Source organism: Haloferax gibbonsii ATCC 33959, assembly GCF_000336775.1.
GTDB lineage: Archaea > Halobacteriota > Halobacteria > Halobacteriales > Haloferacaceae > Haloferax > Haloferax gibbonsii.
Window position 1 is genome coordinate 628,089 of sequence record NZ_AOLJ01000011.1, and the last position, 26,845, is coordinate 654,933.

The 26,845-nt window shown below is 68.1% G+C and carries 29 protein-coding genes and 1 tRNA gene; 16 read left to right on the forward strand and 14 right to left on the reverse strand.

Translation table 11 applies throughout. The features are described from left to right. The first annotated feature begins 109 nt into the window (after positions 1-109). The 4 genes from C454_RS06045 (at position 110) to C454_RS06060 (ending at position 4,577) form a co-directional block, all read left to right on the forward strand. Positions 110-2,164, forward strand: coding sequence for a DEAD/DEAH box helicase (locus C454_RS06045; RefSeq protein ID WP_004973700.1), 2,055 nt, complete (start codon positions 110-112; stop codon positions 2,162-2,164). Between the two features lie 76 nt (positions 2,165-2,240). After that, complete coding sequence (locus tag C454_RS06050; RefSeq protein ID WP_004973701.1) at positions 2,241-4,097, forward strand: SLC13 family permease; 1,857 nt, start codon at positions 2,241-2,243, stop codon at positions 4,095-4,097. 49 nt (positions 4,098-4,146) lie between these two features. Continuing rightward, positions 4,147-4,219: transfer RNA gene (locus tag C454_RS06055), tRNA-Pro, on the forward strand. 166 nt (positions 4,220-4,385) lie between these two features. Continuing rightward, complete coding sequence (locus tag C454_RS06060; protein ID WP_004973703.1) at positions 4,386-4,577, forward strand: hypothetical protein; 192 nt, start codon at positions 4,386-4,388, stop codon at positions 4,575-4,577. A gap of 67 nt (positions 4,578-4,644) precedes the next feature. Here the strand turns inward: C454_RS06060 and C454_RS06065 are convergent, their stop codons facing one another. Further along, a complete protein-coding gene (locus tag C454_RS06065) occupies positions 4,645-4,905 on the reverse strand; it encodes a DUF7861 family protein (RefSeq protein ID WP_004973705.1) in 261 nt (86 codons plus the stop codon). Positions 4,906-4,908: 3 nt separating this feature from the next. Then, positions 4,909-6,522 carry a spermidine synthase gene (locus tag C454_RS06070; protein ID WP_004973716.1) on the reverse strand — a complete coding sequence of 538 codons (1,614 nt, stop codon included), beginning with the start codon at positions 6,520-6,522 and terminating at the stop codon, positions 4,909-4,911. 138 nt (positions 6,523-6,660) lie between these two features. On the opposite strand from C454_RS06070, the gene C454_RS06075 reads away from it, so the two are divergent. Beyond that, on the forward strand, positions 6,661-7,347 hold the full coding sequence (locus C454_RS06075) for a CRISPR-associated protein Cas4 (protein ID WP_004973718.1): 687 nt from the start codon (positions 6,661-6,663) through the stop codon (positions 7,345-7,347). 46 nt (positions 7,348-7,393) lie between these two features. Here C454_RS06075 and C454_RS06080 read toward each other — a convergent pair whose 3' ends face one another. The 3 genes from C454_RS06080 to C454_RS06090 all read right to left on the reverse strand — a co-directional run bounded on the left by C454_RS06080 (position 7,394) and on the right by C454_RS06090 (position 8,896). Next, a complete protein-coding gene (locus C454_RS06080) occupies positions 7,394-7,996 on the reverse strand; it encodes an L-threonylcarbamoyladenylate synthase (protein WP_004973721.1) in 603 nt (200 codons plus the stop codon). A gap of 130 nt (positions 7,997-8,126) precedes the next feature. Beyond that, positions 8,127-8,633, reverse strand: a complete 507-nt coding sequence (locus C454_RS06085; protein WP_004973723.1) for a redoxin domain-containing protein — start codon at positions 8,631-8,633, stop codon at positions 8,127-8,129. After that, positions 8,633-8,896, reverse strand: a complete 264-nt coding sequence (locus C454_RS06090) for a glutaredoxin family protein (protein WP_004973724.1) — start codon at positions 8,894-8,896, stop codon at positions 8,633-8,635. The genes C454_RS06085 and C454_RS06090 overlap by 1 nt, the downstream gene beginning before the upstream one ends. A 172-nt stretch (positions 8,897-9,068) precedes the next feature. Here C454_RS06090 and C454_RS06095 point away from each other — a divergent pair, with 172 nt between their 5' ends. Further along, positions 9,069-10,475: a hemolysin family protein gene (locus C454_RS06095; protein WP_049904991.1), complete on the forward strand. Its 1,407-nt coding sequence runs from the start codon at positions 9,069-9,071 to the stop codon at positions 10,473-10,475. Positions 10,476-10,571: 96 nt separating this feature from the next. Here C454_RS06095 and C454_RS06100 read toward each other — a convergent pair whose 3' ends face one another. The 3 genes from C454_RS06100 to C454_RS20685 are packed head-to-tail and all read right to left on the reverse strand — an operon-like array spanning position 10,572 to position 12,257. After that, positions 10,572-10,847 (reverse strand): hypothetical protein, encoded by a 276-nt coding sequence (locus C454_RS06100; RefSeq protein ID WP_004973728.1) that lies wholly within the window; start codon positions 10,845-10,847, stop codon positions 10,572-10,574. Continuing rightward, entirely contained in the window at positions 10,844-12,043 is a 1,200-nt protein-coding gene (locus tag C454_RS06105) for an inorganic phosphate transporter (protein WP_004973730.1), read from the reverse strand. Before C454_RS06105 ends, C454_RS06100 begins: the two co-directional genes overlap by 4 nt. A 46-nt stretch (positions 12,044-12,089) precedes the next feature. After that, complete coding sequence (locus tag C454_RS20685) at positions 12,090-12,257, reverse strand: DUF7859 family protein (protein ID WP_167321013.1); 168 nt, start codon at positions 12,255-12,257, stop codon at positions 12,090-12,092. A 96-nt stretch (positions 12,258-12,353) separates the two neighbouring features. Here C454_RS20685 and C454_RS06115 point away from each other — a divergent pair, with 96 nt between their 5' ends. Then, positions 12,354-13,334, forward strand: coding sequence for an ArsR/SmtB family transcription factor (locus C454_RS06115; RefSeq protein WP_004973734.1), 981 nt, complete (start codon positions 12,354-12,356; stop codon positions 13,332-13,334). A 207-nt stretch (positions 13,335-13,541) separates the two neighbouring features. Here C454_RS06115 and C454_RS06120 read toward each other — a convergent pair whose 3' ends face one another. After that, on the reverse strand, positions 13,542-14,060 hold the full coding sequence (locus C454_RS06120; protein WP_004973736.1) for a metallophosphoesterase: 519 nt from the start codon (positions 14,058-14,060) through the stop codon (positions 13,542-13,544). A 134-nt stretch (positions 14,061-14,194) separates the two neighbouring features. Here C454_RS06120 and C454_RS06125 point away from each other — a divergent pair, with 134 nt between their 5' ends. After that, positions 14,195-15,139: a cation diffusion facilitator family transporter gene (locus C454_RS06125; RefSeq protein ID WP_004973738.1), complete on the forward strand. Its 945-nt coding sequence runs from the start codon at positions 14,195-14,197 to the stop codon at positions 15,137-15,139. 6 nt (positions 15,140-15,145) lie between these two features. Here C454_RS06125 and C454_RS06130 read toward each other — a convergent pair whose 3' ends face one another. Continuing rightward, positions 15,146-16,186 (reverse strand): threonine aldolase family protein, encoded by a 1,041-nt coding sequence (locus tag C454_RS06130; RefSeq protein ID WP_049904992.1) that lies wholly within the window; start codon positions 16,184-16,186, stop codon positions 15,146-15,148. Positions 16,187-16,303: 117 nt separating this feature from the next. On the opposite strand from C454_RS06130, the gene C454_RS06135 reads away from it, so the two are divergent. Together C454_RS06135 and C454_RS20690 are read left to right on the forward strand one after the other, a co-directional pair. Then, a complete protein-coding gene (locus tag C454_RS06135) occupies positions 16,304-17,386 on the forward strand; it encodes an aminopeptidase (protein ID WP_004973742.1) in 1,083 nt (360 codons plus the stop codon). A gap of 284 nt (positions 17,387-17,670) precedes the next feature. Next, positions 17,671-17,823 carry a hypothetical protein gene (locus tag C454_RS20690; RefSeq protein ID WP_004045356.1) on the forward strand — a complete coding sequence of 51 codons (153 nt, stop codon included), beginning with the start codon at positions 17,671-17,673 and terminating at the stop codon, positions 17,821-17,823. Positions 17,824-17,828: 5 nt separating this feature from the next. Here C454_RS20690 and lrp read toward each other — a convergent pair whose 3' ends face one another. Next, positions 17,829-18,287, reverse strand: coding sequence for an HTH-type transcriptional regulator Lrp (gene lrp / locus C454_RS06140; RefSeq protein WP_004973746.1), 459 nt, complete (start codon positions 18,285-18,287; stop codon positions 17,829-17,831). A gap of 126 nt (positions 18,288-18,413) precedes the next feature. Here lrp and glnA point away from each other — a divergent pair, with 126 nt between their 5' ends. Further along, complete coding sequence (gene glnA / locus C454_RS06145) at positions 18,414-19,784, forward strand: type I glutamate--ammonia ligase (RefSeq protein ID WP_004973748.1); 1,371 nt, start codon at positions 18,414-18,416, stop codon at positions 19,782-19,784. Positions 19,785-20,006: 222 nt separating this feature from the next. Here the strand turns inward: glnA and C454_RS06150 are convergent, their stop codons facing one another. The 3 genes from C454_RS06150 to C454_RS06160 all read right to left on the reverse strand — a co-directional run bounded on the left by C454_RS06150 (position 20,007) and on the right by C454_RS06160 (position 23,538). Next, a complete protein-coding gene (locus C454_RS06150; RefSeq protein ID WP_004973750.1) occupies positions 20,007-20,978 on the reverse strand; it encodes a phosphatase PAP2 family protein in 972 nt (323 codons plus the stop codon). Position 20,979: 1 nt separating this feature from the next. Further along, positions 20,980-22,317 carry a YihY/virulence factor BrkB family protein gene (locus C454_RS06155; protein ID WP_004973752.1) on the reverse strand — a complete coding sequence of 446 codons (1,338 nt, stop codon included), beginning with the start codon at positions 22,315-22,317 and terminating at the stop codon, positions 20,980-20,982. 90 nt (positions 22,318-22,407) lie between these two features. Next, complete coding sequence (locus tag C454_RS06160; protein ID WP_004973754.1) at positions 22,408-23,538, reverse strand: tRNA (guanine(26)-N(2))-dimethyltransferase; 1,131 nt, start codon at positions 23,536-23,538, stop codon at positions 22,408-22,410. 120 nt (positions 23,539-23,658) lie between these two features. Between C454_RS06160 and C454_RS06165 the strand changes: the two genes are divergently transcribed. From C454_RS06165 to C454_RS06185, 5 genes are all read left to right on the forward strand, one after another. Next, a complete protein-coding gene (locus C454_RS06165; RefSeq protein WP_049905024.1) occupies positions 23,659-24,003 on the forward strand; it encodes an SWIM zinc finger family protein in 345 nt (114 codons plus the stop codon). 96 nt (positions 24,004-24,099) lie between these two features. Further along, positions 24,100-24,927, forward strand: a complete 828-nt coding sequence (locus tag C454_RS06170; RefSeq protein WP_004973757.1) for an HVO_0234 family beta-propeller protein — start codon at positions 24,100-24,102, stop codon at positions 24,925-24,927. A 60-nt stretch (positions 24,928-24,987) separates the two neighbouring features. Then, entirely contained in the window at positions 24,988-25,839 is an 852-nt protein-coding gene (locus tag C454_RS06175) for a ribose-phosphate diphosphokinase (protein ID WP_004973759.1), read from the forward strand. 54 nt (positions 25,840-25,893) lie between these two features. Next, complete coding sequence (locus tag C454_RS06180) at positions 25,894-26,124, forward strand: DUF7860 family protein (protein ID WP_004973761.1); 231 nt, start codon at positions 25,894-25,896, stop codon at positions 26,122-26,124. Beyond that, entirely contained in the window at positions 26,125-26,754 is a 630-nt protein-coding gene (locus C454_RS06185) for a uracil-DNA glycosylase (protein ID WP_004973764.1), read from the forward strand. Positions 26,755-26,845 lie beyond the last annotated feature (91 nt).

A 26,845-nucleotide genomic window follows, 5' to 3' on the forward strand; every position in this document is an offset into this window, starting at 1 on the left:
GGGACGCGGCGGCCGCGGCGGCCAGCGTACGAAGCCGCGTGTGGGTCGCTATCGAGCCTGAGCGTTCGCAGGCGAATCGCTGAAATACCACGTCGCCGTAGCAGGCACCGTGTCTAAACAGGTCACCCGCGTCGACACGCTCTTTCTCCACCAGACGGGAGACGACTACCTCGTCGTCGCCCGCCGGGACGGAAAGCGGGTGCTCCGCGGCAAGCTCGAACTCAAAGAGACGAACGCGGGGCCTCGACCCCTGCGCTTTCTGGTGACTCGGAAGGGAGACGACTCGCCGCGCGACCCGAGTCAGTTCGTCGAACTCGCCCGGTCGGCCGCCCGCATCCGCATCTCACAACAGACGCCGAAGGACGGCCGCGACGAGCTGAAAGAGATGCTCGACGGCTACCAGTTGGAGGCGCTGACGGTGCGGACCTGCCGCCGCTGCGCCGTCAACGGCCGGTACTCGCCCATCACCGACGACACGGCCATCAAGGCCGAACACGAGCACATCTGTCGCGACTGCGCCGTCCAAGAACTGGAGGGCGAACTCTCCTTCGCGGGCGGGCTCACGCAGGCCGCCCAAGAGCGCCTGGAGGAACTGCTCTACGAGACGGGCGACCTGACCCGCATCACGAACTTACTGCAGGGCGAGTTGGACCCCGACCTGACGAAGTTCGACACCATCAGCGCGACGACGGAGGACGTGGAGCTGGTCGAGACGAGCACGCTCGACCTCCACCCGAACCTGAAGTCGATGCTGACCGAGCGCTTCGACACCCTGCTTCCCGTCCAGAGCCTCGCCATCGACAACGGGCTGCTCGACGGCGACGACCAGCTCGTCGTGAGCGCGACGGCGACCGGGAAGACGCTCGTCGGCGAGCTCGCCGGCATCAACCGGATGCTGAACGACGACGGGAAGATGCTGTTTCTCGTCCCGCTGGTCGCGCTCGCGAACCAGAAGCACGAGGACTTCAAGGAGCGCTACGGCCACCTCGGCAAGGTGACCATCCGCGTCGGCGCGAGCCGAATCAACGACGACGGCAACCGATTCGACCCGAACGCCGACGTCATCGTCGGCACCTACGAGGGCATCGACCACGCGCTCCGGACGGGCAAGGACCTCGGCGACATCGGCACGGTCGTCATCGACGAGGTCCACACCCTGAAAGAAGAAGAGCGCGGCCACCGCCTCGACGGGATGATAGCCCGCCTGAAACACTACTGCGAGGCCCGCGCGAAGCGCCGCGAGAGCTACGGCGGCGCGCAGTGGATTTACCTCTCTGCGACCGTCGGCAACCCGAAGTGGCTCGCACAGAACCTCCGGGCGAACCTCGTCGAGTACGAGGACCGCCCCGTCCCCATCGAGCGCCACGTCACCTTCGCCGACGGGCAGGAGAAGCCGCGAATCGAAAACCGCCTCGTTCGGCAGGCGTTCGACTCGAAGTCCTCGAAGGGCTACCGCGGTCAGACCATCATCTTCACCAACTCGCGGCGACGGTGTCACGAAATCGCCCGGAAGATGGACTACAACGCCGCGGCGTACCACGCCGGCCTCGACTACGGCCAGCGAAAGCGGGTGGAGCGACAGTTCGCCAATCAGGACCTCGCGGCCGTCGTGACGACCGCCGCGCTCGCCGCCGGGGTCGACTTCCCGGCGTCGCAGGTCATCTTCGACACGCTGGCGATGGGCATCGAGTGGCTCTCCGTCCAGGAGTTCAGCCAGATGCTCGGCCGCGCCGGCCGCCCCGACTACCACGACAAGGGCGTCGTCTACCTGCTCGTCGAACCCGACGCGAGCTATCACAACACGATGGAGATGACCGAAGACGAGGTCGCGTTCAAGCTCCTCAAAGGCGAGATGGAGGAGGTCCGGACGGTGTACGACCAGTCCTCGGCGGTCGAAGAGACGCTGGCGAACATCGTCGTCGCCGGCAAGAAGGCGAAGGCGCTCAACAGCCGGATGCTCGGCGAGGTGCCGACGACCCACGCGGTGGGAAAGCTCCTTGAGTGGGGCTTCATCGACGGCCTCGACCCGACGCCGCTCGGACTCGCCGTGACGCGGCAGTTCCTCTCGCCGAGGGAGGCGTTCGCCATCCTCGACGGTATCCGGAAGGGGTCGTCGCCGTACGAAATCGTCGCCGACCTCGAACTCGACGAGGAAGGCCGGTAGCGTCTGGACGCCCTCAGCGGGGGGCGGATATTCCGAATCCCGCACGCTTTTTGGCCGCCGACGCGTCGGTGACCGCGTGGTAGCGATAACGCCGGACATCCTCGTCGTCTTCGCGGTCATCCTCGTCGCGCTGGCGTTTTTCGCGACCGAACCCGTGCCGGTCGACGTGACGGCAATCGGCGTGATGGTGTCGTTGATGCTGATTCAACCCGCCTCGGAGGCGCTCGCCTCGGCGGGGATGCTCGGCGCGCCCATCGTTCTCTTCGAGTCCTACCCCGGCGACGCCCTCTCGGGGTTCGCCAACACGGCGACGCTGACCGTCCTCGCGATGTTCATCCTCAGCGAGGGCGTCCAGCGGACCGGCATCATCCAGCTCCTGGGCGCGAAGATATCGACGTTCACCGGCGACAGCGAACTCCGACAACTCGGTGCTACCGTCGGCGTCGTCGGCCCCATCTCCGGGTTCATCAACAACACCGCCGCGGTCGCCATCCTGTTGCCGATGGTGACCGACCTCGCAGAGCGCGGGCGGACCTCGCCCTCGAAGCTCCTCTTACCGCTGTCGTACGCGTCGATGTTCGGCGGCATGCTGACGCTCATCGGGACCTCGACCAACATCCTCGCCAGCGACGTCTACTCGCGCATCACGGGCGAAGCGCCCTTCACGATGTTCGAGTTCACCGCGCTCGGCGCGGTGGTCATGGTCGTCGGCGTCATCTACCTCATGACAATCGGCCGGCGGCTCACGCCGGCGCGAATCGAGCCCCGACGCGACCTGACAGAGGAGTTCGAGATGGCGGAGTACCTGACCGAGGTCGTCGTCCGCGAGGACTCCCCGCTCGTCGGCCAGCAGGTCCAGCGGGCGCTCGTCGAGACCGAGTTCGACGTGGACCTCCTCCAGCTCATCCGCGGCGAGAGCGTCTTCCTCGAACCGCTCGGCCCGAAGGAGATTCAACCGGGCGACGTGTTCACCCTCCGGACCGACCGCAACACGCTCGTCGAACTGCTCGACGTGGAGGGACTCGACCTCGTGCCGGCGACCGTCACCGAAGACGAGCTCGAACTCGCCGACCGCGGCCAGAACCTCGTCGAGGTCGTCGTCGCACCGGGGTCGGCCCTGGTCGGCGAGTCGCTCGCCTCGGCGAGTTTCAGACAGCGGTACGACGCGACCGTACTCGCGCTCCGCCGCGGCGGCGAACTCATCCGCCGGCGGATGGACAACCTCCCGCTCCGCGTCGGCGACACGCTACTCGTGCAGGCGACCGTCGAGAGCATCGAGCGCCTCGACAACAACCGCAACTTCATCGTCGCCCAGGAGATCGAGCGCCACGACTACCGCGAATCGAAGATTCCGGTCGCCGTCGGCATCGTCGCCGGCGTCGTCGCGCTCGCGGCGCTCGACTTTCTCCCCATCGTCGTCGCCGCGCTCCTCGGCGCGCTCGCCATGGTCGCCACGAAGTGTCTCCGGCCGACCGAGTTGTACGACGCCGTTCAGTGGGACGTCATCTTCCTCCTCGCGGGCGTCATCCCGCTCGGCATCGCGATGGAGAACTCCGGGGCCGCCGAACTCCTCGCCGAACTGGTCGTGATGACCGGCGACTACCTCCCCCTTATCGCGGTCCTCGGCGTGTTCTACTTCGTGACGGCGCTCCTGACGAACGTCATCTCGAACAACGCGAGCGTCGTGCTCATGATTCCGGTCGCCATCGAGGCCGCGACGACCCTCGGAGCCGACCCGTTCTCGTTCGTCCTCGCGGTCATGTTCGCGGCGTCGACGGCCTTCATGACTCCCGTCGGCTACCAGACGAACCTGTTCGTCTACGGCCCCGGCGGCTACAAGTTCACGGACTACATCCGCGTCGGCGGCCCGCTACAGTTGCTTCTCGGGGTCGTGACGACGCTCGGCGTCGCGTACTTCTTCCCCCTGACCTGACGGGGCGGAACGAAACCCTTTACTCCGCGACGGGGAGAGTCGTATGTGCGGGACCGTGGGTTAGCCTGGTATACTTCGGGCCTTGGGTGCCCGTGACCCCGGTTCAAATCCGGGCGGTCCCACTCTTTGTGCGAAGAACAACGTGATGAGCCAAAGAGTGACAACCCTCGGATTTGAACCCGACGAGACCGAACGGAGTGAGGTCTCGGCACGGTTCAAATCCGGGCGGAGAACCGCGGGACGACGGCGAGAAGACTTTTGAGACGAGCGAGGAATCTCTCGACAGAGATGTCAATCCAGCCGCTCGATGTCCTCGGCGGGGTCATGTTCCTCGCCGGTCTCGCGGTCGTGACCGGCGTGGTCGCGTCCGCGGTCGCCCCGGGGCAGCGCCTCGGCGTCGGTGCCTCGCTCATGGTGCTCGGAACGGCCGCCGTCGCCGGCCCGCGTATGTATCAAAAAGCCCTCGAAACGACGAACTAACCGGCATCGACCCCCGGCCGACCCGTTTTCGGGTCGTCGGGTCGAGTTTGCGGTCGCGCTCGCGGAGTCACCGCCGCTTCTTTCGGTACCAGAACCGACAGCCGACGGGCGACTCGCCGGCGTCGATGTCGAGCCGGCTGAGAAACAGGTCGCGGACCGCGAGAGTGACGACCAGTTCGACTGAATCGTCTCCCTCGCGTCCGTTCTCGGCCGGGCGCGCGCGGACCACCCAGTGACCGTCGCGTTCGGCGACCGACTCGACGACGCCCTCGGTCCAGCGGTCGCGGTCGTGGGTCGGTTCCCTCGCGTGGATTCTGTCGTGAACCATCGGCTACGCCGCCCTCACGGCCGCACCGGTGACCGCGCTCCGAGTGGTTGCGTTCCTGTCGGCCTCGCGTTGTTCGGTCTCGTTCGTCCGCTGGACGACGTAGCGTTGGCCGACCATCGGGTCCAAGAGGCTGTCGACGGGCGCGCGGTCGTCGGTGAGAAGCGGCACGTCGCCGGTTGGTTCGTCGTTCCGGTAGGACGTGAGTTCGGCCGCGAGGTCGATGCCGATGTCGCGGCGCTGGTTGCGCGCCTGTAGCTCCTCGGCCGTCACGAGCGTCCCGTCTTTCGTCGCCACGACCTCGATGTTCTGGACGACGACGCTCCCCGCGGTGGGGAAGCTGTACACCCGCGGGTAGACCGACCGCATCGTCTTGTACTCCGCGCGGTAGAACTGCGAAGCCGGGCCGCTCGGCGCGGAGATGACGTTGGCGAACAGGACGCCGTCCTCGTCGAGGCGGTCCGCGGTGAGCTGCATGAACTCCCGGGTCGTCAGCTGGAACGGGACCTTGTCCTTCCGGTAGGCGTCGAGGACGATGAGGTCGTACGTCCGGTTCGTCTCCCGGAGGTACTGCCGGCCGTCCATCGTGTGGACGTTGAGCCGCGGCGACTCCTCGACGCCGAAGTACTCCTCGGCGACGGAGACGACCTCGGGGTCGAGTTCGACCACGTCGACCGTCACGTTCGGGTACTGCTCCAAGAACACGCGCGGGCCGGTGAACCCGCCGCCGCCGACGAACAACACGCGGTCGATGTCGTCCGAGAGGAGGAAGGGGACGTGGAAGTACGAGGTGTAGTCGAAGACGTGCCGCGTCGGGTCGTCGAGGTCCATCGCGCTGTGGGGCTGGCCGTCGAGGTAGAGCGTCCGCGTCCCGCCCGAATCAGCGACGCGGAGCTCCTGATAGGCGGTCTGGGTGTGGTAGACGGTCGTGCCGCGGGAGTCGAGGCCGATGCCGCCGGTCAGCGACGCGAGGACGAGGACGGCGGCGATACCGACGCTCCAGACCGCCTCGTCGCGGCCGATGTTTGGCCGGGCGAGCGCGAGCGCCGTCACGACCGAGACGAGTCCGAAAACGAGCCCGATGTTGGTGACGCTCAGAGAGGGGATGAGGAAGTACGTGGTGGCGAACGCGCCGATGATGCTGCCGACGGTGCCGACGGCGTAGACGTGGCCCGACGCCGCGCCCACGTCGGACCGCCCCGAGAGTTCGGCCGCGTAAGGGCTGATGAAGCCGAGGAAGTAGGTCGGCGGCCCGAACAGGAGCGTAATCGCCGGGAGCGACGCGAATCGGCTCGGGAGGGGGAGGCTCGTCGTCGACTGGATGAACAGGTCGCCGAGGAGGATGACGCCCGCGATGTAGGCCGCGGTACCGATGAAGACGCGGACGAGCGCGCCGTTCGAGGCCTCCGCGGCCCGCTGCCCGCCGCGGTGATAGCCGAGACTCAGCGCCGCGAGGAAGACGCCGATGATGCTCCCCCACGTGTAGATGCTGCTGCCGAACTCGGGGGCGACCATCCGACCGGCGAGAATCTCCAAGCCCATGCTCGTGACCCCGGAGACGAACACGGCGAGTTCGGGACGCGTCATCCGGAGCCACGAGCCGGCGGCGGTCGATGCCATGTCAGTATGCCAAGGGGCGCGGCCGTATTAATTCACGCACGGCGGCGAGCCGGACGACGCGTGCGGGTGTTCGACCCCGCCGCCGCTGCGACGCGCTCGCGCGAACCTTCTTATCTGATAACGGAGCCAGCCCGACCCGTGTCCTCCCTCGTCGCCGCGTCCGACCTCGCCCGCGCCGCGTACTGTCCGCGACAGCTCTACTACGCCCGCCGCGACGACGACCGAGCGCCGCCGCCCGCGGTCCGCGAAGTTCGCGCGCTCGCCTTCGCGTACCCCGACCTGCTCGACGCTCCCGACGACGAACTCGCGGCGCGCCCGATTTCGGTGTCGCCGGCGGCGTACCGCGAGAACCTCGCTCGACTCCGCGAGCGCGACGACTGGGGCGCGCTCACCGACCCCGTCGCCCGCGACGCGCTCCTCGCGGGGAAGGACTGCCGCGGCGTCGCGCACAAACTCGTTCGGTCGCCCGGCGACGGCGACCACGACCAACCGACGGTTCCATCGCTCGTCTCGCCGGGCGAACCGCCCGAGCGCGGCGTCTGGGAACCCCAGCGCGTCCGGGCCGTCGCGCTGGCGAAGGCGCTCGCGTGGGAGCGCGAGGCGTCGATACCGCGGGCGCTGGTCGAGTATCCGGCGGTCGGCGTCGTGCGAACGGTCAGACTCACCACGGGGAACAAGGCGGCCTACCGCCGGGCGCTCCGCGTCGCCCGCGACCTCGACTTCGTCCCGTCGCGGTTGCGGGACTCCGCGAAGTGCGAGTCGTGCGCCTACCGGGAGCGGTGCGGCGTGAAAACGTGGTCGTTGGCGTCGCTGCTCGGTCGGTGAGGGGGGGCCACGTCGCCGGCGGCGGGACGGCGACCGACGCCGCCCGCTACGCGTCGCTGTCGTGCTCGTCGAGCCACGCCTCGATGTCGTCGGCCATCGCGCCGCGGCGGTGGACGACGCCGCGGCCGGGGTCGACGACGGTGCTCTCGGTGCCGGGCGTCGTCCCGCCGTCGAGGACGACGGCGACCGCCTCCCGAATCTCGTCGGAGAGCTGCGAGGGGTGCGTGATGCTCCCGGTTCCGGAGCGGTTGGCGCTGGTCGCCGTGACGGGCGTCCCGGCCGCGCGGAAGAGGTCCAAGGCGAGTTCGTGGTCGGGAACGCGGACGCCGACGCGCTCTTTCCCGGCGACGAGCGCGTCCGGCAGACTGTCGCGTCGCTCCACGACGACCGTCACCGGCCCGGGGAGGAACCGGCGCATGAACGCCTCCTCGCGCTCGTCGGCGACGACGTGCTCCAGCGCGGCGTCCACGTCGGGGAAGCCGGCGGAAAGCGGTTTGTCTCGGTCGCGGCCCTTGATGTCGAAGACGCGTTCGACCGCGTCGGCGTTCGTCGCGTCCGCGCCCATGCCGTAGACTGTCTCGGTCGGATAGACGACCGCCTCGCCGCGGCGGATGGCGTCGGCGGCACGCTGTACGTCGTCGTCGCTCATGGACGAACGGACGCGCAACGGGCGAAAAAGCGTGACGAAACGGCGATTCCGTGCGGGGCGGAGACGCGGGTCGGCACGGACGGAGCCGAGGGCTCGGCCCGCGTGCGTCGCTCCGAGCGGCGGGGGCGACTTACAGGCCGGCGAGCGCGTCAGCGAGTTCCTCGTAGTCCGGGAAGTCCGGCCACTCGTCGGCGACCCAGCGGTACTGGACCGTCCGCTCCTCGTCGAGGAGGAACACGGCGGGGCGGTGTTCGGTGACGCCGGCCATCCCGTCGAGGTCGTGTTCGAGGTCGTAGTCGGCCGCGACGTCGGCCGCGGGGTCAGAGAACAGTCGGGCGTCCACGTCGCGTTCTTCGAGGAACGCCTTGTGCTCGTAGGGCGACGAGATTGAGACGCCGACCGCCTGCACGTCCGCCGGGACGCCGCGGTCGCGGAGTTCGTTCCAGACGTACGTCGCCGGGAACGCGCCCGCCATCGTGTGGAACACGAGGAGGACGGGGCCGTCGTCGGTGAGGTCCGAGAGGGACGCGTCCGCCCAGAACTCGTCGTTGACGAGCGGACGGGTGAAGTCCGGAGCGGTGTCGCCCGTCGCCGGCGCGTCGTGGTCGGGGAGGTCGACGACGTCGAAGTCGACCATCAGGCTCCCTCCCCGTAGGTGTTTTCGAGGTACTCGACGATGTTCGCCGACTCGGACATCGTGACGCCGGTGTTGTCGTCCACGATGGCCGGAACCGAGCGCTTGCCCGAGACGCGCTTGACGACGTTCCGGTCGGAGTGCATCGGCTCGACGAACCGCGACTGGTAGGCGAGGCCCTGGTCGTCGAGCGTGCGGACGACCCGCTCGCAGTACGGGCACGCCTGCAGTCGGTACAGCGTAATCGCCGGTTGCTCGTCTGCCATGGGCGGCTGTTGGGAAGAGCGTCGCCTAAGCCCTTCGCTCGCGGGCATCCGCGCCGCAATATCGGTTCGGCGTCGGTTCGCCGACCGGACCAGCGAGGGCGGACGAGACGCCGACCGAGAGGGGTTCGAGGGCAACTCTTAATTCCGGTCCCGCGCAAGACAGTGTAGTTACATGGGTTTGCCGCCGCTACAGTTACCACCAGCCACGACACTCGCGGCCGCACAGGTCTCGAACATTCCGCTGGACGACACGACGATAACGGTCCTCGGTGTGATCGGAATCATCGTCCTGATCGGCCTCTCGGCGTTCTTCTCCTCGTCCGAGATCGCGATGTTCTCGCTCGCAAAACACCGCGTCGACTCGATGGTCGAAGACGGTGTGCCGGGCGCAGAGCGGGTGAAAGCGCTCAAGGAAGACCCGCACCGGCTTCTCGTGACCATTCTGGTCGGAAACAACATCGCGAACATCGCGATGTCCTCGATATCGACCGGGCTGCTCGTCTTCGTCGGCTTCCAACAGGGAGAGGCGGTCGCAATCGCGACGTTCGGGATTACGGCGATCGTCCTGCTGTTCGGCGAGAGCGCGCCGAAGTCCTACGCGGTCGAAAACACCGAGTCGTGGTCCCTCCGCATCGCGCGGCCCCTGAAATACGCCGAGCTGCTGTTGCTCCCGCTCGTCGTCTTCTTCGACTACCTGACCCGCGTCATCAACAAGGTCACCGGCGGTCAGACCGCCATCGAGACGACCTACGTCACCCGCGACGAGATTCAGAACCTCATCGAGACGGGCGAGCGCGAGGGCGTCATCGAGGAGGAAGAACGCGAGATGCTCGACCGCATCTTCCGGTTCAATTCGACTATCGCGAAGGAGGTCATGACCCCGCGCCTCGACATGACCGCCGTCCCCAAGGACGCGACCATCGACGAGGCCATCGAGACGTGCGTGCAGGCCGACCACGAGCGAGTCCCCGTGTACGACGGTAACCTCGACAACATCATCGGCATCGTCAACATCCGGAACCTCGTCCGCGAGAAGTACTACGGCGAACGCGGCGTCGGCATCGCCGACATCGTCTCGCCGACGCTCCACGTCCCCGAGTCGAAGAACGTCGACGAACTCATGGCCGAGATGCAGGACACCCGGATGCAGATGGTCGTCGTCATCGACGAGTTCGGGACCACGGAGGGGCTCATCACCCTCGAAGACATGGTCGAGGAAATCGTCGGCGACATCCTCGAAGGCGACGAGGAAGAGCCCTTCGAGGCGGTCGACGAGAACACCTACCTCGTCCGCGGCGAGGTCAACATCGACGAGGTCAACGAGATGCTCGACATCGAACTCCCCGAGGGCGAGGAGTTCGAGACGCTCGCCGGCTTCATCTTCAACCGCGCCGGTCGTCTCGTCGAGGAAGGCGAGGAAATCAGCTACAACGACATCGTCATCCGCATCGAGCAGGTCGACAACACGCGCATCATGAAAGCGCGCATCCGGACCAACTCAGGCATCGAAGCCGCCGACGGCAACGGCGACGACGAGAACGGCGGCGACGAGGAAGCGGAAGTCGAGCCCGACACCTGACCGGTCCGACCCGACAGAACCCGTTCGTCTCGACATCTGAACCCGATTCGTCCCCGCTCCGACTGAACTCGTTTTCGAACCGTCGTCCGCCGTGACTCACCCGAGGAGCGTAAACGAGAGAACCACGAGCGCCAGCGACGCCAGCGCGAGGAACGCCAATCCGGTCGCGTCGGCGGTGCCGTCGCCGAGGCGTCGCGCTCGCCCGCGGAAGCGAATCGCCAGCGCGAACGCGCCGAGTCCGACGGCTCCGAAGGCGAACCCGCGAAGCGAGATGCCGGTCACGACCGCCATCGCGACGTGGTAGACGCCGAAGACGGCCCAGAGGGCAGAAACGAGGGTGGCGAGCGCGACGCGGAGTCCACGAACGTTCACAGACCGAGTACGCTCGACACGAGCGTAAAGACGCCGTAGCCCAGCCCGAACGCGAGCGCGAGCGAGCCGACCCACGCGAGCACCGTGTACAGCATCTTCCGCCGGGAGACGCCCGACCCGCCGGCGGCGTAGCCGGAGCCAATGATGGCGCTGACGATGATCTCGTTGAACGACACGGGAACGCCGAGGGCGACGGCGGTCTGGGCGATGGCGAACGAGGGAATCATCGCCGCGATGGAGCGCCGCGGCCCGAGCGAGGAGTAGTCCTGCGCGAGCGCCTTAATCATGCGCGGCGCGCCGGTCCACGACCCGGCGAGGAGGCCCACTCCGCCGCCGACGAGGAGCGCCGGGAGCGGGACCGCGACCACGTCCAGCAGGGGAACGAGCGGCCCGATAGCGAGACCGACCTGACTGCCGCCCGCCGAGAAGGCGACGAGGCCGCCGAGGACGAGCAGGAATCGCCGCTGACCGCGGGTCTTGTCGGTCGTCACCCAGCGACCGACGACCGCGGCCGCGACGAGCGCGACGAAGAGGGAGGCGGCGACGAACCAGACCGTCTCGCCGAGGCCGACGAGGCCGGTCGCCTCGACTGCAGCGGCCCGGGCGACCGAGGCCGAGCCCGCCGCGCCGCCCAGCCCCGCGAACTCCATGTTGGCGACGAGCAGGCCGACGATTCCGGCGAGCGCGGGGACGGTCCACTGCTCGGAGACGCCGTCGGCGCGGAGGAGCCGGGCGGTCGCGTACGACGCCCCGCCGCCGACGAAGGGGGTGAGCACCCACAGCGAGACGATTTGCTGGTACTTCGCCCACGCGGGGTCGCCGCCCATGGCGAGGCCGACGCCGACGACCGCGCCGGTGACGGTGAAAGCGGTGGCGATTGGGTAGCCGGCGAAGACGCCGAGCGCGACGAGCACCGCCGCGGTGATGAGCGCGACGACCGCGGCCCCCGCGGTCAGCGTGACGCCGCCGATGAGTTCGGTGCCGACGGCGTTGGTGACGTTCGCGCCCTGGAGGAACGCCCCGGCGAACCCGAGCAGGCCGACGATGAAGCCCGCGCGCATCACCGAGATGGCGTTGGCTCCGACCGCGGGCGCAAAGGGCGTCGAACCCGACGACCCCGCGCCGATGGCCCACGCCATGAACAGGCTGGCAAGGGCGGCGACGACGAACGTGGCGAGCGTCGCGGCGGCTACCACGGGGCGACACCTCGGCGGTCGTCGGCGTCGGCTGTTGTCCCGTCCATCAGCGGCGGCGCGCCTCGTCGTACCCCTCGCTCAGGCCGAGGAGCGTCCGACGGACGAGGAGATACCCGAAGAAGACGAAGAGCAACAACGCGACGAGCAGCCCGACGAACACGGGATTCCCCGCGAGAAAGTCGACGAGGCCGTCTACGACCAAAGGGTCGGTCATGTGGATGGGTTCGGCGGGCACGAGGTATAGCAATTTCGGCGACGGGTCGTGAAAGAATACGAACACTCATGGGAAAACGCGAGTAACGCCGATTTGATGGCCGACCTCATCCCCTCCAGCCCGGGCGACCCGGACGACAACCGGGACGACCGAGACCCCAAGGTTATCGGCCTCGACAGCGACGAGGCGGACGACCTCCTCGGAGCCATCTCCTCGTCGACCGCCCGGTCGGTCCTCGCGTCGCTCCACGAGTCGCCGGCGACGCCCTCCGACCTCGCCACCGAGGTCGACACGTCCCTCCAGAACGTCCAGTACCACCTCGGGAACCTCTCGGAAGCGGGGCTCATCGAGGTCGCGGACACGAGGTACTCCGAGAAGGGACGCGAGATGAACGTGTACACCCCCGCGGACCGGGCGCTCGTCGTCGTCGCCGGGCGCGAGGACGAGACGAAGGGGCTGAAAGGCGCGCTCACGCGCCTCATCGGCGGCGTCGGCGTCCTCGGCATCGGCGCGGCCGTGGTAAATCGGCTCGCTCGAACCGAATCGGTGCTCCCGTTCGGCTTCGGTACCTCGGCCGGCGGTGCGGACGGCGCTGGCGGTTCGAGCGACGCTGGCGGTTCCGAAGCCGGCCAAAGCGGCGGGTCGGGCGGCGACCTCAACGCGACCTATCAGTCCGAGTCGGCCGACGCGACGACCGCGGCGGACTCGACGACGCAGACGACGACAGAGACCGCGACGACGACTGACGGCGGCGGCGGGTTCAGCATCGCCGAGGCGACCACGACGGCGGATTCGACGACGCAGACCGCGGAGGCGACCCGGACCGCAGCCGAGACGACGCGGACGGTGACGGAAGCCACGCAGACCGCCGCTGAGACCGCGACCGCGACGCCGACGCCGACGGTGGTTCCGGACACGACGGCCGCACAGACGGCCACGGAGACCGCGGTGCAACTCACGAGCGGGTCGGGCGGACTCGCCGAGACTATCGGGTCGCTCTCGCCGGGGACGCTGTTCTTCCTCGGGGGGCTGACCGTGCTTCTCGCGTGGGTCGCGGTGGGCGTGCTGCGTGACTAAAACGGTTGTTTGAGCTTACGGTGCGTATTTGATACCGTCACCCGTAGGAGTGAGTACGAGGTCGCGCGTGGCCCCCCAACGGCGACGGGACTGCCATCCGTGCCCCTGCCCCTCACCCCGTCGTCTCGCGTGGCCTCGGACTGTCCCCAACAGGCTTCCCGGCCTGTTCCCGCTGATTCTTCCGGCCCTCCGCCGGACCCCACTGCATTACTCGTCAGGGACGATACGGAACGTCTCGAAGGTGTCGCCGTCGACGGTGACGAGTCGCCCGCGGAGCCCGCCGTCCGGCAGTTCCTCCAGTTCCGCGTGCGCCTTGCGGTTGCCCCGCGGTTGCGCGTGACTCCCCGGGTTGAGGAGCGGAATCGGCCCGGTGCCGTCGAAGCCCGGCCGGTGGCTGTGGCCGAAGATGACCACGTCGGCCCCGCGCTCGCGGCCGAACATCGAAAGCGCGGTGTTCCCGCCGCGTCGGGTGTGCGTCACCGCGAACTCGACGCCGCCGTAGGTGACGTTTCGCGCGACCGGAATCCGGTCGCGAATCTCGGGGCCGTCGTTGTTGCCGTAGACCGCGAGGAAGGTGTCGGCCTCGTCGATGAACGCGTCGAGGACGGACTCGCGCATGAAGTCGCCCGCGTGGACGACGAGGTCTGCCTCGCGGACCGCGTCGAGGGTTCGGTTCGTCAGTCGATGGCCGTCCGTGCTGTGGGTGTCGGAGACGACAACGAGCATGCGCCGGGGTAAGCGCCGGAGGGATTGAAACCTACCGGCTGCGGCGTCGGTCCGGTCGGAGCCGCCGCGGTCGGCGAGCGGTGTCCCGGTTCCTCGTCGGTAGGTCTATCCGAGCGCGGGGAGTGGCCCACGATATGGCAGGCAGTACGTCCGTCGTCGTCGCCGCGCTCTTCGCGAACGGGGCGATTGCGATTCTCAAGTTCCTCGGCTATCTCGCGACCGGGAGTCCCTCCATGCTCTCCGAAACGTATCACTCCATCTCCGACACCGGCAATCAGGTGTTCCTCCTCATCGGCATCCGCGACAGCAAACGCGGCGAGACCCAGTCACACCCCTTCGGCCACGGGAAATCGCAGTTCTTCTACTCGTTTCTCGTCTCCGTGATGCTGTTCGGTATCGCCGGTTGGGAGTCGGCCAAGCACGGCTACGATGCCCTGATGCACCCCGGCCACGGCGGGGGCGGAGAGGCGCTCGTCCTAGCCGGTTTCGAAATCGAGCCCGTGTTGGTCAACGTCGCCATCCTCCTCGGCGCAATCGCCTTCGAGAGCTACGCGTTCCTGAAGGCGAACGCCGAACTCCGCCGGCAGATGGAGGAGTACCAGTGGAGCGGTCTCGTGGAGGCGTTCCGGGAGACGAGCGACGTGACGACGCTCACGGCGTTCACGGAGGACACCGTCGCCCTCGTCGGCGCGATGCTCGCGCTCGTCGGCATCGGCCTCACCGAACTCACGGGTAACGAGCTGTTCGACGCCGGTGCGGCGCTCCTCATCGGGATACTGCTCATGGGCTTCGCAATCGCGCTCGCGTGGGAGAACAAGCGCCTCCTCATCGGCGAGAGCGTCCCCATGGACGAAGAACAGACCCTTCGCAACATCGTCAAAAACGACCCGCGGGTCGTCCACATCGACCGCTTCCGCGCGAGCTACGTCGGCCCCGAGAAACTCCTCGTCGCCCTCGACGTGAGCTTCGACCCCGAACTCGACACCGAGGAGATAGACGACCACATCAGCGAAATCGAGGCCGAACTCAAGGCGGCCGACGAACGGGTCCACTTCGTCTACATCGAACCCGAGTTGTAGCCCGGACTAGCTCTCGGCGACCTCCCGCGACTCGACCGCGTCGGCGACGAGTTCGACCGCCGTCTCCGCGTCCTCCCGCGAGACGTTCAGGTTCGTCGTAAAGCGGGTGTGATACTCGCCGAACGTCCCGCCGAGGACATCCACGCCCTCGCACAGTTCGACGAACTCCTCGGCCGTCAGCCCCGCGTCTTCGGAGTCGACGACGACGATGTTCGTATCGGGCGTCGGCACCGACAGCCCGGCGACGGCGTCGAGACCCTCGGCGAGGACGCGGGCGTTCTCGTGGTCGTCGGCGAGGCGGTCGATATTGTCGAGCGCGACGAGTCCCGGCGCGGCGATGAGCCCGGCCTGTCGCATGCCGCCGCCGAACTGCTTTCTGACGCGGAGGGCCTCTTCGATGAACGACTCCGGACCGGCGAGCACCGAGCCGACGGGCGCGCCGAGCCCCTTCGAGAGACAGAACATCACCGTGTCCAGGCGCTCGACCATCGCCGTCGGGTCCTCGTCGAGGGCGACGCAGGCGTTGAACACGCGGGCACCGTCGAGGTGAACGGGGATTCCGAGGTCGTGTGCCGCCTCGGCCGCGGCGTCGACGTCGGCTTTCGGAACCGCGACGCCGCCGCGGGCGTTGTGGGTGTTTTCGAGGCACAGAACGCCCGTGCCGGCGACGTGCAGCGACTCCTCGCGGGCGTGCTCGCGGACCTGCTCGGGGGTCGGCGCGGCGCGCTCGCCGGCGTCGTAGGCGCGGACCTGCAGCCCCGACAGTTGGGCGAAGCCGCCAACCTCCCACTTGTAGACGTGCGCCTTCGCGTCCACGAGCGCCTCCTGACCGGGGTCGGCGTGGACGCGGGCGGCGATTTGGTTGCCCATCGTCCCCGAGGGCACGAACAGCGCGGCCTCCTTGCCGACCAACTCGGCGGCGCGCGCTTCGAGTTCGTTCACGGTCGGGTCGTCGCCGTACACGTCGTCGCCGACGTCGGCGTCGCGGGCGGCGTCGCGCATCTCGTCGGACGGGAGCGTGACGGTGTCGCTTCGGAGGTCTATCATGCGCGGAGAGACCGCGCCGACGGAGAAATAAACGGTGGTCCGCGTGGCGTTCCCCGTCCGCGGTCGCAATATTTGCGCTTCGAAAGGTGTTTGCCCCGGGGACACACACGACGCGGTATGGACCCGCGCATCCGCGAGCACGCACAGACCATCGTCGACCACTCCACGAGCGTCGAGGCCGGCGACAACGTCGTCGTCTCCGCGCCCTCGGTGGCCGAGGACCTCGTCACGGCCGTCCACGAACTGCTCGGCGACCGCGGCGCGAACGTCGTCGCGATGGACGCGAACCCCCGCTTTACCCGCGCGTTCCTCCGCGCCGGCGACGACGACTACGAGACGCCCGAGCACGTGCTGGCGCTCTACGAGGAGACGGACGTCATCATCCGCGTCCGCGGCGAGACGAACGCCACCGAGCAGAGCGACGTGCCGCCGGAGACGAACGCCGCGTACAAGCGGGCGTACAAGCCCGTGCAGGGCGAGATGCTCTCGAAGCGCTGGTGTCTCACTCAGTACCCCGCGAAGGGGAGCGCCCAGCTCGCGGGCATGAGCACAGAGGCCTACGAGAACTTCGTCTACGACGCCGTCACCCTCGACTGGGACGCGCAGGGCGAACTCCAACAGCAGTTGGTCGACATCCTCAACGACGGCGACGAGGTCCGCATCAAGTCGGGCGACGAGACCGACGTGACGATGAGCATCGCCGGCAACACGGCCATCAACGACACGGCCGAACACAACCTCCCCGGCGGCGAGGTGTTCACCGCGCCCGTGAAGGACTCCGTGAACGGTGAGGTCTACTTCGACCTGCCGCTGTACCGACAGGGCCGCGAGGTCTCCGGCGTCCGCGTCCGCTTCGAGGACGGCGAGGTCGTCGACTACTCCGCCGAGGGGAACGAGGAGGTCTTAGACGGCGTGTTCGACACCGACGAGGGCGCGCGCTACCTCGGCGAACTCGGCATCGGCATGAACCGCAGCATCGACCAGTTCACCTACAACATGCTGTTCGACGAGAAGATGGGCGACACCGTCCACATGGCCGTCGGCTCGGCGTACCCCGAGACGGTCGGCGCGGACAACGAACTCAACGAGAGCGCCGAGCACGTCGACATGATCGTCGACATGTCCGAGGAGTCGGTCATCGAGGTCGACGGCGAGGTCGTCCAGCGGAACGGCACGTTCGTCTTCGAAGACGAGTTCTGACCGGGGCGGCCGCGCGCCTTCCTGCTCGCGGACAACTCGCAACATTTCGTCTCCGGTTTATCGACCGGAAAATCGCTCGTCGTCGTCGGGTTTTCCAGTCGAAACAGTAGCCTTCGAACAGTCGCCGAAATCAGCACCGAGACGCGGGGACGGGTCCGGTCTGTCTCGGCCGGAGTCAGCGGAGTCTCCAGTCGAAGCGGTGCCCTTCGGTCTATAGACAGACGTGTGACAACAATACACAGACCCCAGTAGGTTTATTTCGAATAGTCGACGAACACGAACCGATGCCAGCGGTTCAGTGCCGGGAGTGTGGACGAGACGTGGCGGTCCACGAGATAGAGACCACGACGAAGACGACGCCCGACGGCTTCGACACGAGGTATCGGTGTCCCTACTGTAAGTCGGAGATGCGAGACGTGAAAACGCGAATCGTCTGACGGCGTTACTGGTCGAGGTCGAGTTCGAACTGCTCGTTTTCGGTGACCGAGTTGAGCACGACCGAGGTGTTGGACTCGCGGATGTCCGCGTCGGTGAGCAGTTTCTTGATCTGCGTGTTCATGCCGTCGGTGTCGCGGAACTTGCCGATGGCGATGATGTCGTAGTCGCCGGTGACCTCGTACACCGAAATCATCTGTTTCTCGGCGCGGAGGCGCTCGGTGATGTCGGGGAGCGCGGAGCCCTCGACTTTGAGCTGAATGACGGCGGTTACGTCGTAGCCGAGCGCGTCGTAGTTGACGCGGGGCGTGTACCCCTCGATGACGCCTTCGTCTTCGAGATCTCGCAGGTGATTCGAGACGGTCGTGACCGACACGTCGAGTTCTTCGGCGAGGCTTCGCAGGCTCGCTCGGCCGTCGCCGAGGAGTGCGTTGATGAGCTTCGCGTCGAGGTTTTCGTACGTCATTACATCTACACACCGTCCCGGGGCATTAGAATTTTACGAATATCCAATTCTGTGGCGAGGTGCGGGGAATTGCATTAAGCGGAAAGGTCTTTATAGTGCGGGTGTTCGAATCGCGTGTTCAGGAAAATGACGGAAGACAACGCACTCACCGACGGCGGCCTGAGCGACGAGGCACAGGCAGTCATCGACGAGATCGAAGAGAAGAATGTCGACTTCCTCCGACTCCAGTTCACCGACATTCTCGGAACGGTCAAAAACGTCTCCATCCCGGCCTCGCAGGCCGAAAAGGCGTTCACTGAGGGCATCTACTTCGACGGTTCCTCCATCGACGGCTTCGTGCGCATCCAGGAGTCCGACATGCGCCTCGAGCCCGACCCGTCGACGTTCGCCGTCCTCCCGTGGCGGAAGAAGGAAAACAGCGCCGCAGGTCGCCTCATCTGCGACGTGTTCAACACGTCCACCGGCGAGCCCTTCAGCGGCGACCCGCGTGGCGTCCTCAAGCGCGCCATCGCCCGCGCCGAGGAGCTCGGCTATGACGTGAACGTCGCACCCGAACCGGAGTTCTTCCTGTTCGAAGAAGACGAGAACGGCCGCGCGACGACCGTCACGAACGACGCCGGCGGCTACTTCGACCTCGCGCCGAAGGACCTCGCGTCCGACGTGCGCCGCGACATCATCTACGGCCTCGAGAGCATGGGCTTCGACATCGAAGCCTCGCACCACGAGGTCGCCGAGGGCCAGCACGAGATTAACTTCACGTACGACGACGCCCTCTCGACGGCCGACAACGTCGCCACGTTCCGGTCCGTCGTTCGCGCCATCGCGTCCGAACACGACCTCCACGCGACGTTCATGCCCAAGCCCATCCCGCGCATCAACGGCTCCGGCATGCACACCCACATCTCGCTGTTCCAGGACGGCGAGAACGCGTTCCACGACGGCGACGACGAGTTCGACCTGAGCGACACGGCCAAGAGCTTCGTCGCGGGCATCCTCGACCACGCGCCCGCCATCACGGCTGTCGCCGACCCGACGGTCAACTCCTACAAGCGCCTCGTCCCCGGCTACGAAGCGCCGGTCTACATCGCGTGGTCCGACCGTAACCGCTCGGCGCTCATCCGCAAGCCGGCCGCCCGCACGCCGGCCGCCTCGCGCATCGAGGCCCGCTTCCCCGACCCGTCCTGTAACCCGTACCTCGCGTTCGCCGCGCTCATCCACGCCGGTCTCGACGGCGTCGAGAAGGACCTCGACTGCCCCGACCCGGTCCGCGAGAACATCTACGAGTTCGACGAGGAGAAGCGCGAAGAGTACGGTATCGAGACGCTCCCGAAGGACCTCGGCGGCGCCGTCGACGCCCTCGAAGAGGACGAAGTCATCCAGGACGCCCTGGGCGACCACGTCTACGAGAAGTTCGTCGAAGCCAAGCGCTCCGAGTTCAAGGACTACCTCGTCGACGTCTCCCAGTGGGAACTCGACCGGTACCTCGAGACGTTCTAACCGTCGCGCACGCCTAACACCGATTTTTCTTTCGCGACCGCTCGCCGGAGAGCGACGGCCAGAGCGCCGCGCGGAGACCGAGCGCGAGCCGTCGTCGCCGCGGTAGCCGAGCCGCGACCGACTCGCGAAGCTCGCTGGGTTTGAGCGGTCGCGGAACCGGTGCAGTGGTGCAGTCCGAAAAGAGAAGCGCCAGCCTCGCGTCAGGCGTCGGCGTCGCCCGAGTCAGTCGGCGCGCTGGGTCGCCCCGTCGCCGAGTCCGATTCGGCCCTGTAACTTCGGCGCGACGAGGATGAACGCGACCACCGCCCCGGTGGCGAGCACCGTCACCGTCACCGGGACCGGGGCGTCGACCACGTCGACGCCGACCCAGAGGCCGCCCGCGCCGAGGAACGCGACGAGCGCCACCGGCGGCGACAGCGTCGGCAGCGACTCGTGGTCGGCGAGTCGCGTCCAGCCGACGAGGCCGCCGAGCGACCCGCCGAGGGCCGCCGCGGCGTTTTCCGTGTGTCCGGGGACGCCCGTGGTGAACACCACCGCGAGCGCGAGGACACTCAGGCCGGCCGCGATGGCGAACAGCCGCGCCGGGTCGAGGTGGCCGGCCGCGTCGGGGTCGTCCGCGGCGGCGACCGAAAAGACCGCCTTCAGAAAGACCAGGCCGAGGAGGACGCCGACGACGATGTCGACGCCGTAGTGGACGCCGAGGAAAATCCGCGAGAGCGAGACGGTGCCGACGACGGCCGCCGCGGCGACGAGTCGGCGGCGGCGGTCCCACACGTCGAGAAGCGAGACCGCGGCCCCGTAGACGACGGTCGTCCCGAGGGCGTGGCCGCTCGGGAAGCCGAAGCCGTCGTCGGTGGTAAACGACACGAACAGGTCCGAGAGCGGCGACGGCCACGCGGGGGCGTCGGCGACGGTCGCGGTCGGCGGTCGCGGCAGGGCGAAACCGACTTTCAGCGCGGTGACGAGCGCCAGCGACCCGAGCGCGAGGCCGACGAAGGCGGCCGCGGTCCGCCGGGGGCGGGCCGTGATTCGGGGGCGACAGAGCCAGTACAGCGACGTGAACGCGACGAAGAAGAACCACTGGTCGCCGAGCTGGGTGACGAGACCGAACAGGAAGACGAGCGCGTCCGGCGCGTCGGCGAGGGCTAACTCACCCAACCCGCGGGTCTGAAGCGGGAGTGCGAACCGGGACATCTCAGCCGCGGCGTTCGCGGACCGCGTCGACGGCGCGGCCGGGGAGGCCGAGCGCGTTCAGGCCGATGCCGAACATGACGAACAGGACGTAGAGCCCGAGCGTCGACAGGAAGATGATGAGCATGGCGACGACCGCGATGAGGTCCGACTGGAGGTAGTAGAACGCGCCGAGCGTGAGGACGACGCCGTAGCCGAGCACGAGATAGGGCCCCCAACCGCGAGCCTTGCCGCGGCGCATCCGACGGCGGACGTAGCGCTTCAACTCGGCTTCGAGCTTGGGCTTTTCGACCGTCCGGTCCGTCACGTCGTCCTCGAACGCGTCGAGGTCGGCGCGGAGTTCCTCGACCTGCGATTCCAGCTCCTCGATGTCGGGAGCGCCGCGCGGGGAGACGGACGCGCCGGTCTCCGCGTCGCCGGCGTCCGCCGTCCGCGGCCCATCGGTGTCACCTCGGTCGTCGCTCATATCCGTACGAGCGTCATGTCGGCCTCCCGTATGTTGTACCTGCCGGTCCACACCGGGCGGTCCCCCCGGCGGGTCACGCGGTTCCGCGGGCAGGGCGTCGCCGCCGACCCCCGCGAGGACCGCGTTGATGACCGCGCCCGAAAGCAGGATGAGCCCCGAGAAGTAGAACCACGTCACGAGCAGCAGGAGCGTCCCGAGCGCGCCCGCGACCGACGCGCCGGCCACCGACGCGTACACCCCGAATCCGATTCCGAGGACGGTCCAGCCGACGGCCGCGAAGACGGTTCCGGGGACGACCTGCCGCGGCGAGAGGTCGGCGTCGGGGAAGACGTAGTACAGCGGGAAGAACGCCGCACAGAGCGTGAGCAGCAACAGGAGCGGCGAGAGCAGTTGGAGGAACGGCACGTCGAGGAGACCGAGGAGCGCAGTCACCACCGCGACGCCGATGGTGCCGACGCCGATGCTGGCGAGAGCGATGGTGCCGTCTCGAAGCTGGTCGAGGAGGCCGCCGGCCTCGGAACCGTAGATGCGCGAGAAGGCGATGTCGAGGCCGCGAAAGAGCTTCAGCGCGCCCCAGACCGTCAACGCGAGGCTCACCGCTCCGACGCTGCCCTGTCCGGTCCGGTCCGTGAGGGCCTCCTCGACGAGGTCCTGTCCGGTCGGGACGAGGTACTGTTCGACGAGCGTCTGGAGCTGCGCCTTCAACTCCGCGCCGCCGACCGCGGTGGCGACGACGACGCCGAGCACGAGAAGCGGAATCAGCGAGACGAGCGCGTAGTACGAGATGCTGGCCGCGAGAAACGAGATTTCCTTCTCCCGAATCGTGTCGACGACGGTCCGCGCGACGGGAACGACGGTTCGAATCTTGGCGCTCACGTATCACCAAAACGACACGGGAGACAAAGAAGCTACCCGCCGACGCGGCGGCGTGAGCCGGTTACGGGCACGGCCGCTCGGGCCGCGGAGTCAGGCTTCGGGGTCGAGCGCGGCGGTCGCCTCGCGTATCTCCGCGACCGTCGCGTCGGTCTTGAACGCGGTGCCGTGGTAGTGCGCGGGAGTGGCGTCGTAGCCGGCGTCCCGGAGCGTTTCGAGGAACGTCTCCATCTTCGAGGCCGAGCGCCCCCAGAGCTTACAGAGGCGGTGCTGGTCGAAGTGGGTCGGCGTGTCGAGTTCGACCGCGAGCGTGTCGAGGAGTTTGCGGGCGCGTTTCGCGGTGCCGAAGTCCTCCGTCACCTCGTCGCGGACGGCCTCGGCGAACGCCGGTTCGGAGACGGGGCCGAGCCAGATGGGGCCGGCTTCGAGAATGCGGGTGGAACCGCAGTTGCCGCACGCTTCGGGCGGGTGGGCGATGAGCGAGTGCTCGGCCTCGCGGTGGAGGCAGTCCTCGCAGTGGTAGACGAAGCCGGTCGATTCGAGGAGTTCGTCGGCCTTCGTCGCCCGCTCGTCGAGTTCGAGGTACGCCCGCGCGTAGTGGCGCGTCGCGTGCGAGAGAATCGGGACGGCGGCCTTGTCGTAGCGGGCGGCGGTGCGGACCATCGCGCCGAGGAGCGTCCGAAGGCCCATCTCGGGGTGGTAGTCGGTGTTCTGCGGGAGACAGCCGTACTTCCGGATGCCGCTTTTCTGGTGTGCGCCGCACAGCGGGGCGGTGTCCGTGGCGGTGACGCAGACGAGGTCGCGGGTGTTGGCGAAGGCGGGGTCGGCGAAGGGCATCGGCGTGCCGAAGGGGTCGAGGTCGACCACGTCGAAGACGGAGTCGTACATGAGGGCGTTGGCGTTGCGGTGGACCGCCTCGCCGCCGTTGCCGGCGCGGTCGAGGTTCGACTGGGCGAGTTCGACGGCGTCGGTGTCGAGGTCGGCGCAGGTCACGTCGTAGCCCTCGGCGGCGGCGCGGACGCCCCGGATTCCCGAGGCGGCCATCGCGTCGAGGTAGCTCTCGGCGCGGGGTTCGCGCTCGCGGAAGGCCCGGAGGACGGCCGCGGTGATGTCCCGGTTCAACTCCTGTGTGGGGTTGTAGAAGACATCGTCGCCGGTCCCCGCTGACGCCCCGTCGCGGGCGTCGGGAACCTCGATTTCGACGCCTCCCTCGCTCACGTGCATACCCGCAGTCGCCCGCGCGGGCGGAAACCGGTTGCGATGCGATTGTGCGACGCGGTTGCGGCGGGCGTCCTCCCCCGCGGCATCGAATGCGTTTTCACCGCCACCGACGAAATCGAGGGCGTGGATTCGGCCGACGACTGGCGAGCGGCCCTCGAAGCGGCCGGGCGGCTCTCGCCGCAGATCGTGCAGGCCATCGTCGACGCCCACGGCGACCGGGGCGTCACGGCCATCGAGGCCGTCTCCGAGCGACGGGTGAAGCGCTACCGCGACTTCGACGTGGTCGTCGGCTACGACGACGAGTACGTGGTCGAAGACCGCGGCTGTACCTGCAAGGACTCGCAGTACAACCTCGACCCCGACGAGGGCGAGCGCTGTTGGCACGTCCTCGCGGTCGACGTGGCCGAGGCGCTCGGCGAACTCGACCACCACGACATGTGGTACTCCGACGTGCGGGAATTTCTGTAATCACACGTCTCGGCCCCGCGCCCGTTCGGTCCGTCGCCGCGCCGCGGGAACGACCACAATCCTTTCCGAACCCCGCCGCGAACCTCGGGCCAACGGATGGCTGATTTCGACCTCTCTATCGACGAAAAGCGGGTGTACGCGGACAAGTCCGGCAAGCAGACGGTGTACGTCGCCGCGGGCGTCGGGGTCGTGACCGTCGACGTGTCCGACGACCTCGTCGGCGGCTTCCGCGTCGACCGCCGGTGCGCCGCGCGGGACGCCGCCGGGTCGCCCGGGGAAGTCGCCGTCGCCACCGACGAGGACGTACTGCTCGTCCAGGGCGACGACTACCACGAACTCGACTTCGGGCCCGCGAGGGCCGTCGGCTTCCACCGGAATCGCGTCGTCGCCGCCGCCGACTCGGGGCGCGTCGCCCGCCTCGACGAGTCCGGGTGGACCGACCTCGGCGAGGTCGATTCGGTCCGCGCCCTCGACGGGAGCCTCGTCGCGGCCGAAGACGGCGTCTACCGCATCGGCGACGACGGTCTCTCGCACGTCGGCCTCGACGACGTAAACGACGTGTCCGACCCCGCGGGCCGTCTCGGCGGCGATTCGGGAACCCCGCTCGCCGCGACCGACTCGGGGCTGTACGCGCTCGGCAACGGCTGGATGGACGCGCTCGACGGGGCGTTTTCGGCGGTCGCGTCGATGCCGGACGGCCGCGCCCACGCGGTCGGACCGGACGGCGTCGTCGCGCGCGACGACGAGTCGGACGCGTGGAACGCCGCCCCGATTCCGCTGGACGAGACGGTCGTCGCGCTCGCCCACGACGCCCGCGCCGCCTACGCCGTCACCGACGCGGGGAGCTTCTGCGTTCGGCTGACCGGGGGCGACTGGCGGACGCAGGTGCTCGGATTGGACACCGTCGGCGTCGCGGTTCGCTGACACGCGACGCGGCTGTACGCAACGAAAAGCGGTTTTACCCCCCACGAGAGACGAACGGGTATGCTCGTACCCGGCGCATCCTCCCAGGCACTCGCGGCCGCGCTCGCCGCCGAACTCGGCGAGTCGCTCGCGGCCGTCGAGTACGACCGCTTCCCCGACGGCGAGACGCTGGCCGCCGTTCCCGGCTTCGACGCCGACGCCGCCACCATCGTCGCCAGCACCGCCAGCAACGACGCCTACGTCGAACTCCTCCAACTGCAGGACGCGGTCCGCGAGGCCGGCGCGTCCGAGGTCACGACGGTCATCCCGTACATGGGCTACGCCCGACAGGACAAGGCGTTCGAGGCCGGCCACCCGATTTCGGCCCGCGCGGTCGCCCGCGCCGTCAGCACGACGACCGACCGCGTCGTGCTCGTCAACCCCCACGAGGACGCCGTCTCGGAGTTCTTCGACGTGCCCGTCGACATCGTCGACGCCGCCGGGCGACTCGCCGAACCGCTCCCCGCGCTCGACGACCCGCTGTTTCTGTCGCCCGACTCGGGGGCCATCGGCATCGCCGAGACCGTCCGCGACGCCTACGGTGAGGGCGAGACCGACTACTTCGAGAAGGTGCGCCACTCCGGGACCGACGTCGAAATCACGCCGAGCGACGCCGACTTCGAGGGCCGCGACGTGGTCATCACCGACGACATCATCGCCACCGGGTCGACCATGAGCGAGGCCGTCGCCGTCCTCGCAGACGGCGGCGCGAAGCGCGTCTTCTGTGCGACCGTCCACCCGCTTCTCGCCCGCAACGCCCGCACGAAACTCGCGCGCGCCGGTATCGAGCGCGTCGTCGGCACCGACACCATCGAGCGCGACGTGAGCGAGGTGTCCGTGGCCCCCGTTCTCGCCGACGAGCTCGAACGGTAACATACCACACAGTCTCTCGAAACGGTTTTCCCAGTCCCCGTATCTCGGAGTAACATGGGACGCTACGGAGACATCGACTACCCGCGGATGACCAAGACCGGCCTCGGACTGGGGCTCGCGCTGTTCCTGTTCGGCGCTGTCGGCGCGAAAGTCGCGCTCGCGATGAACGGCGGCGCACTTCCGGGCTGGGAGCGCACGCTGTTTTTCGACGCCGAGTGGCTCGGCATCGCGCTGGTCCTGTTCTCGCCGATTATCTTCGGCATCGTGCTCCCCCTGACGGAGTAGATGGCCGACGCCGACCCGCGGTTCCCCGACGACGACGAGACGCTCGTCCTCGAACCCGACTGCGACCGCTGTCCGGCGCTCGTCGAGTGCCGCAACCGCATCTCGTGGGGCGTCGGCCCCGACGACGCGACCGTGATGGTCGTCGGCGAAGCGCCGGGTGCGGGCAACCCCGACGCCGACCGCTGGCGGGGCGGCAACTGGACCGGGATGTCCTACACGGCCCGGCACTCGGGCCGCCGCATCCGCGAGACGATGGCCGCCGTCGGCTACGAGTCGGGCGTCTTCTACACGAACGCGGTCAAGTGCTTCCCCTCGGACGGCGAGGGGTCGAACCGCGCGCCCACGGCCGCCGAAAAGGAACACTGCCGCGACCACCTCGTTTCCGAGCTCGAAGTCGTCGACCCCGACGTGGTGGTTCCGACCGGCCGCCACGCGACCGAAACCGTCCTCGCGCTCGACGACACCTCGCTGGACGGCTTTCTCGATACTGTCCTCGAACCCGTCGAGAGCGAGCGGTTCGGCTACACCGTACTCCCGCTTTTGCACCCCTCGTACCGCGACGTGTGGCTCTCCCGACTCGGCTACGAGTTAGACGAGTACCTGGCCGACTTGGAATCGCGTCTCCCCTGAGGCCACCACGTCGCCGACGCGGACCGCGACGACCGCCGACTGCACCGACCGTGCCGCTCGATACCCCGCATATTCATGGCTGAGGGTTGAC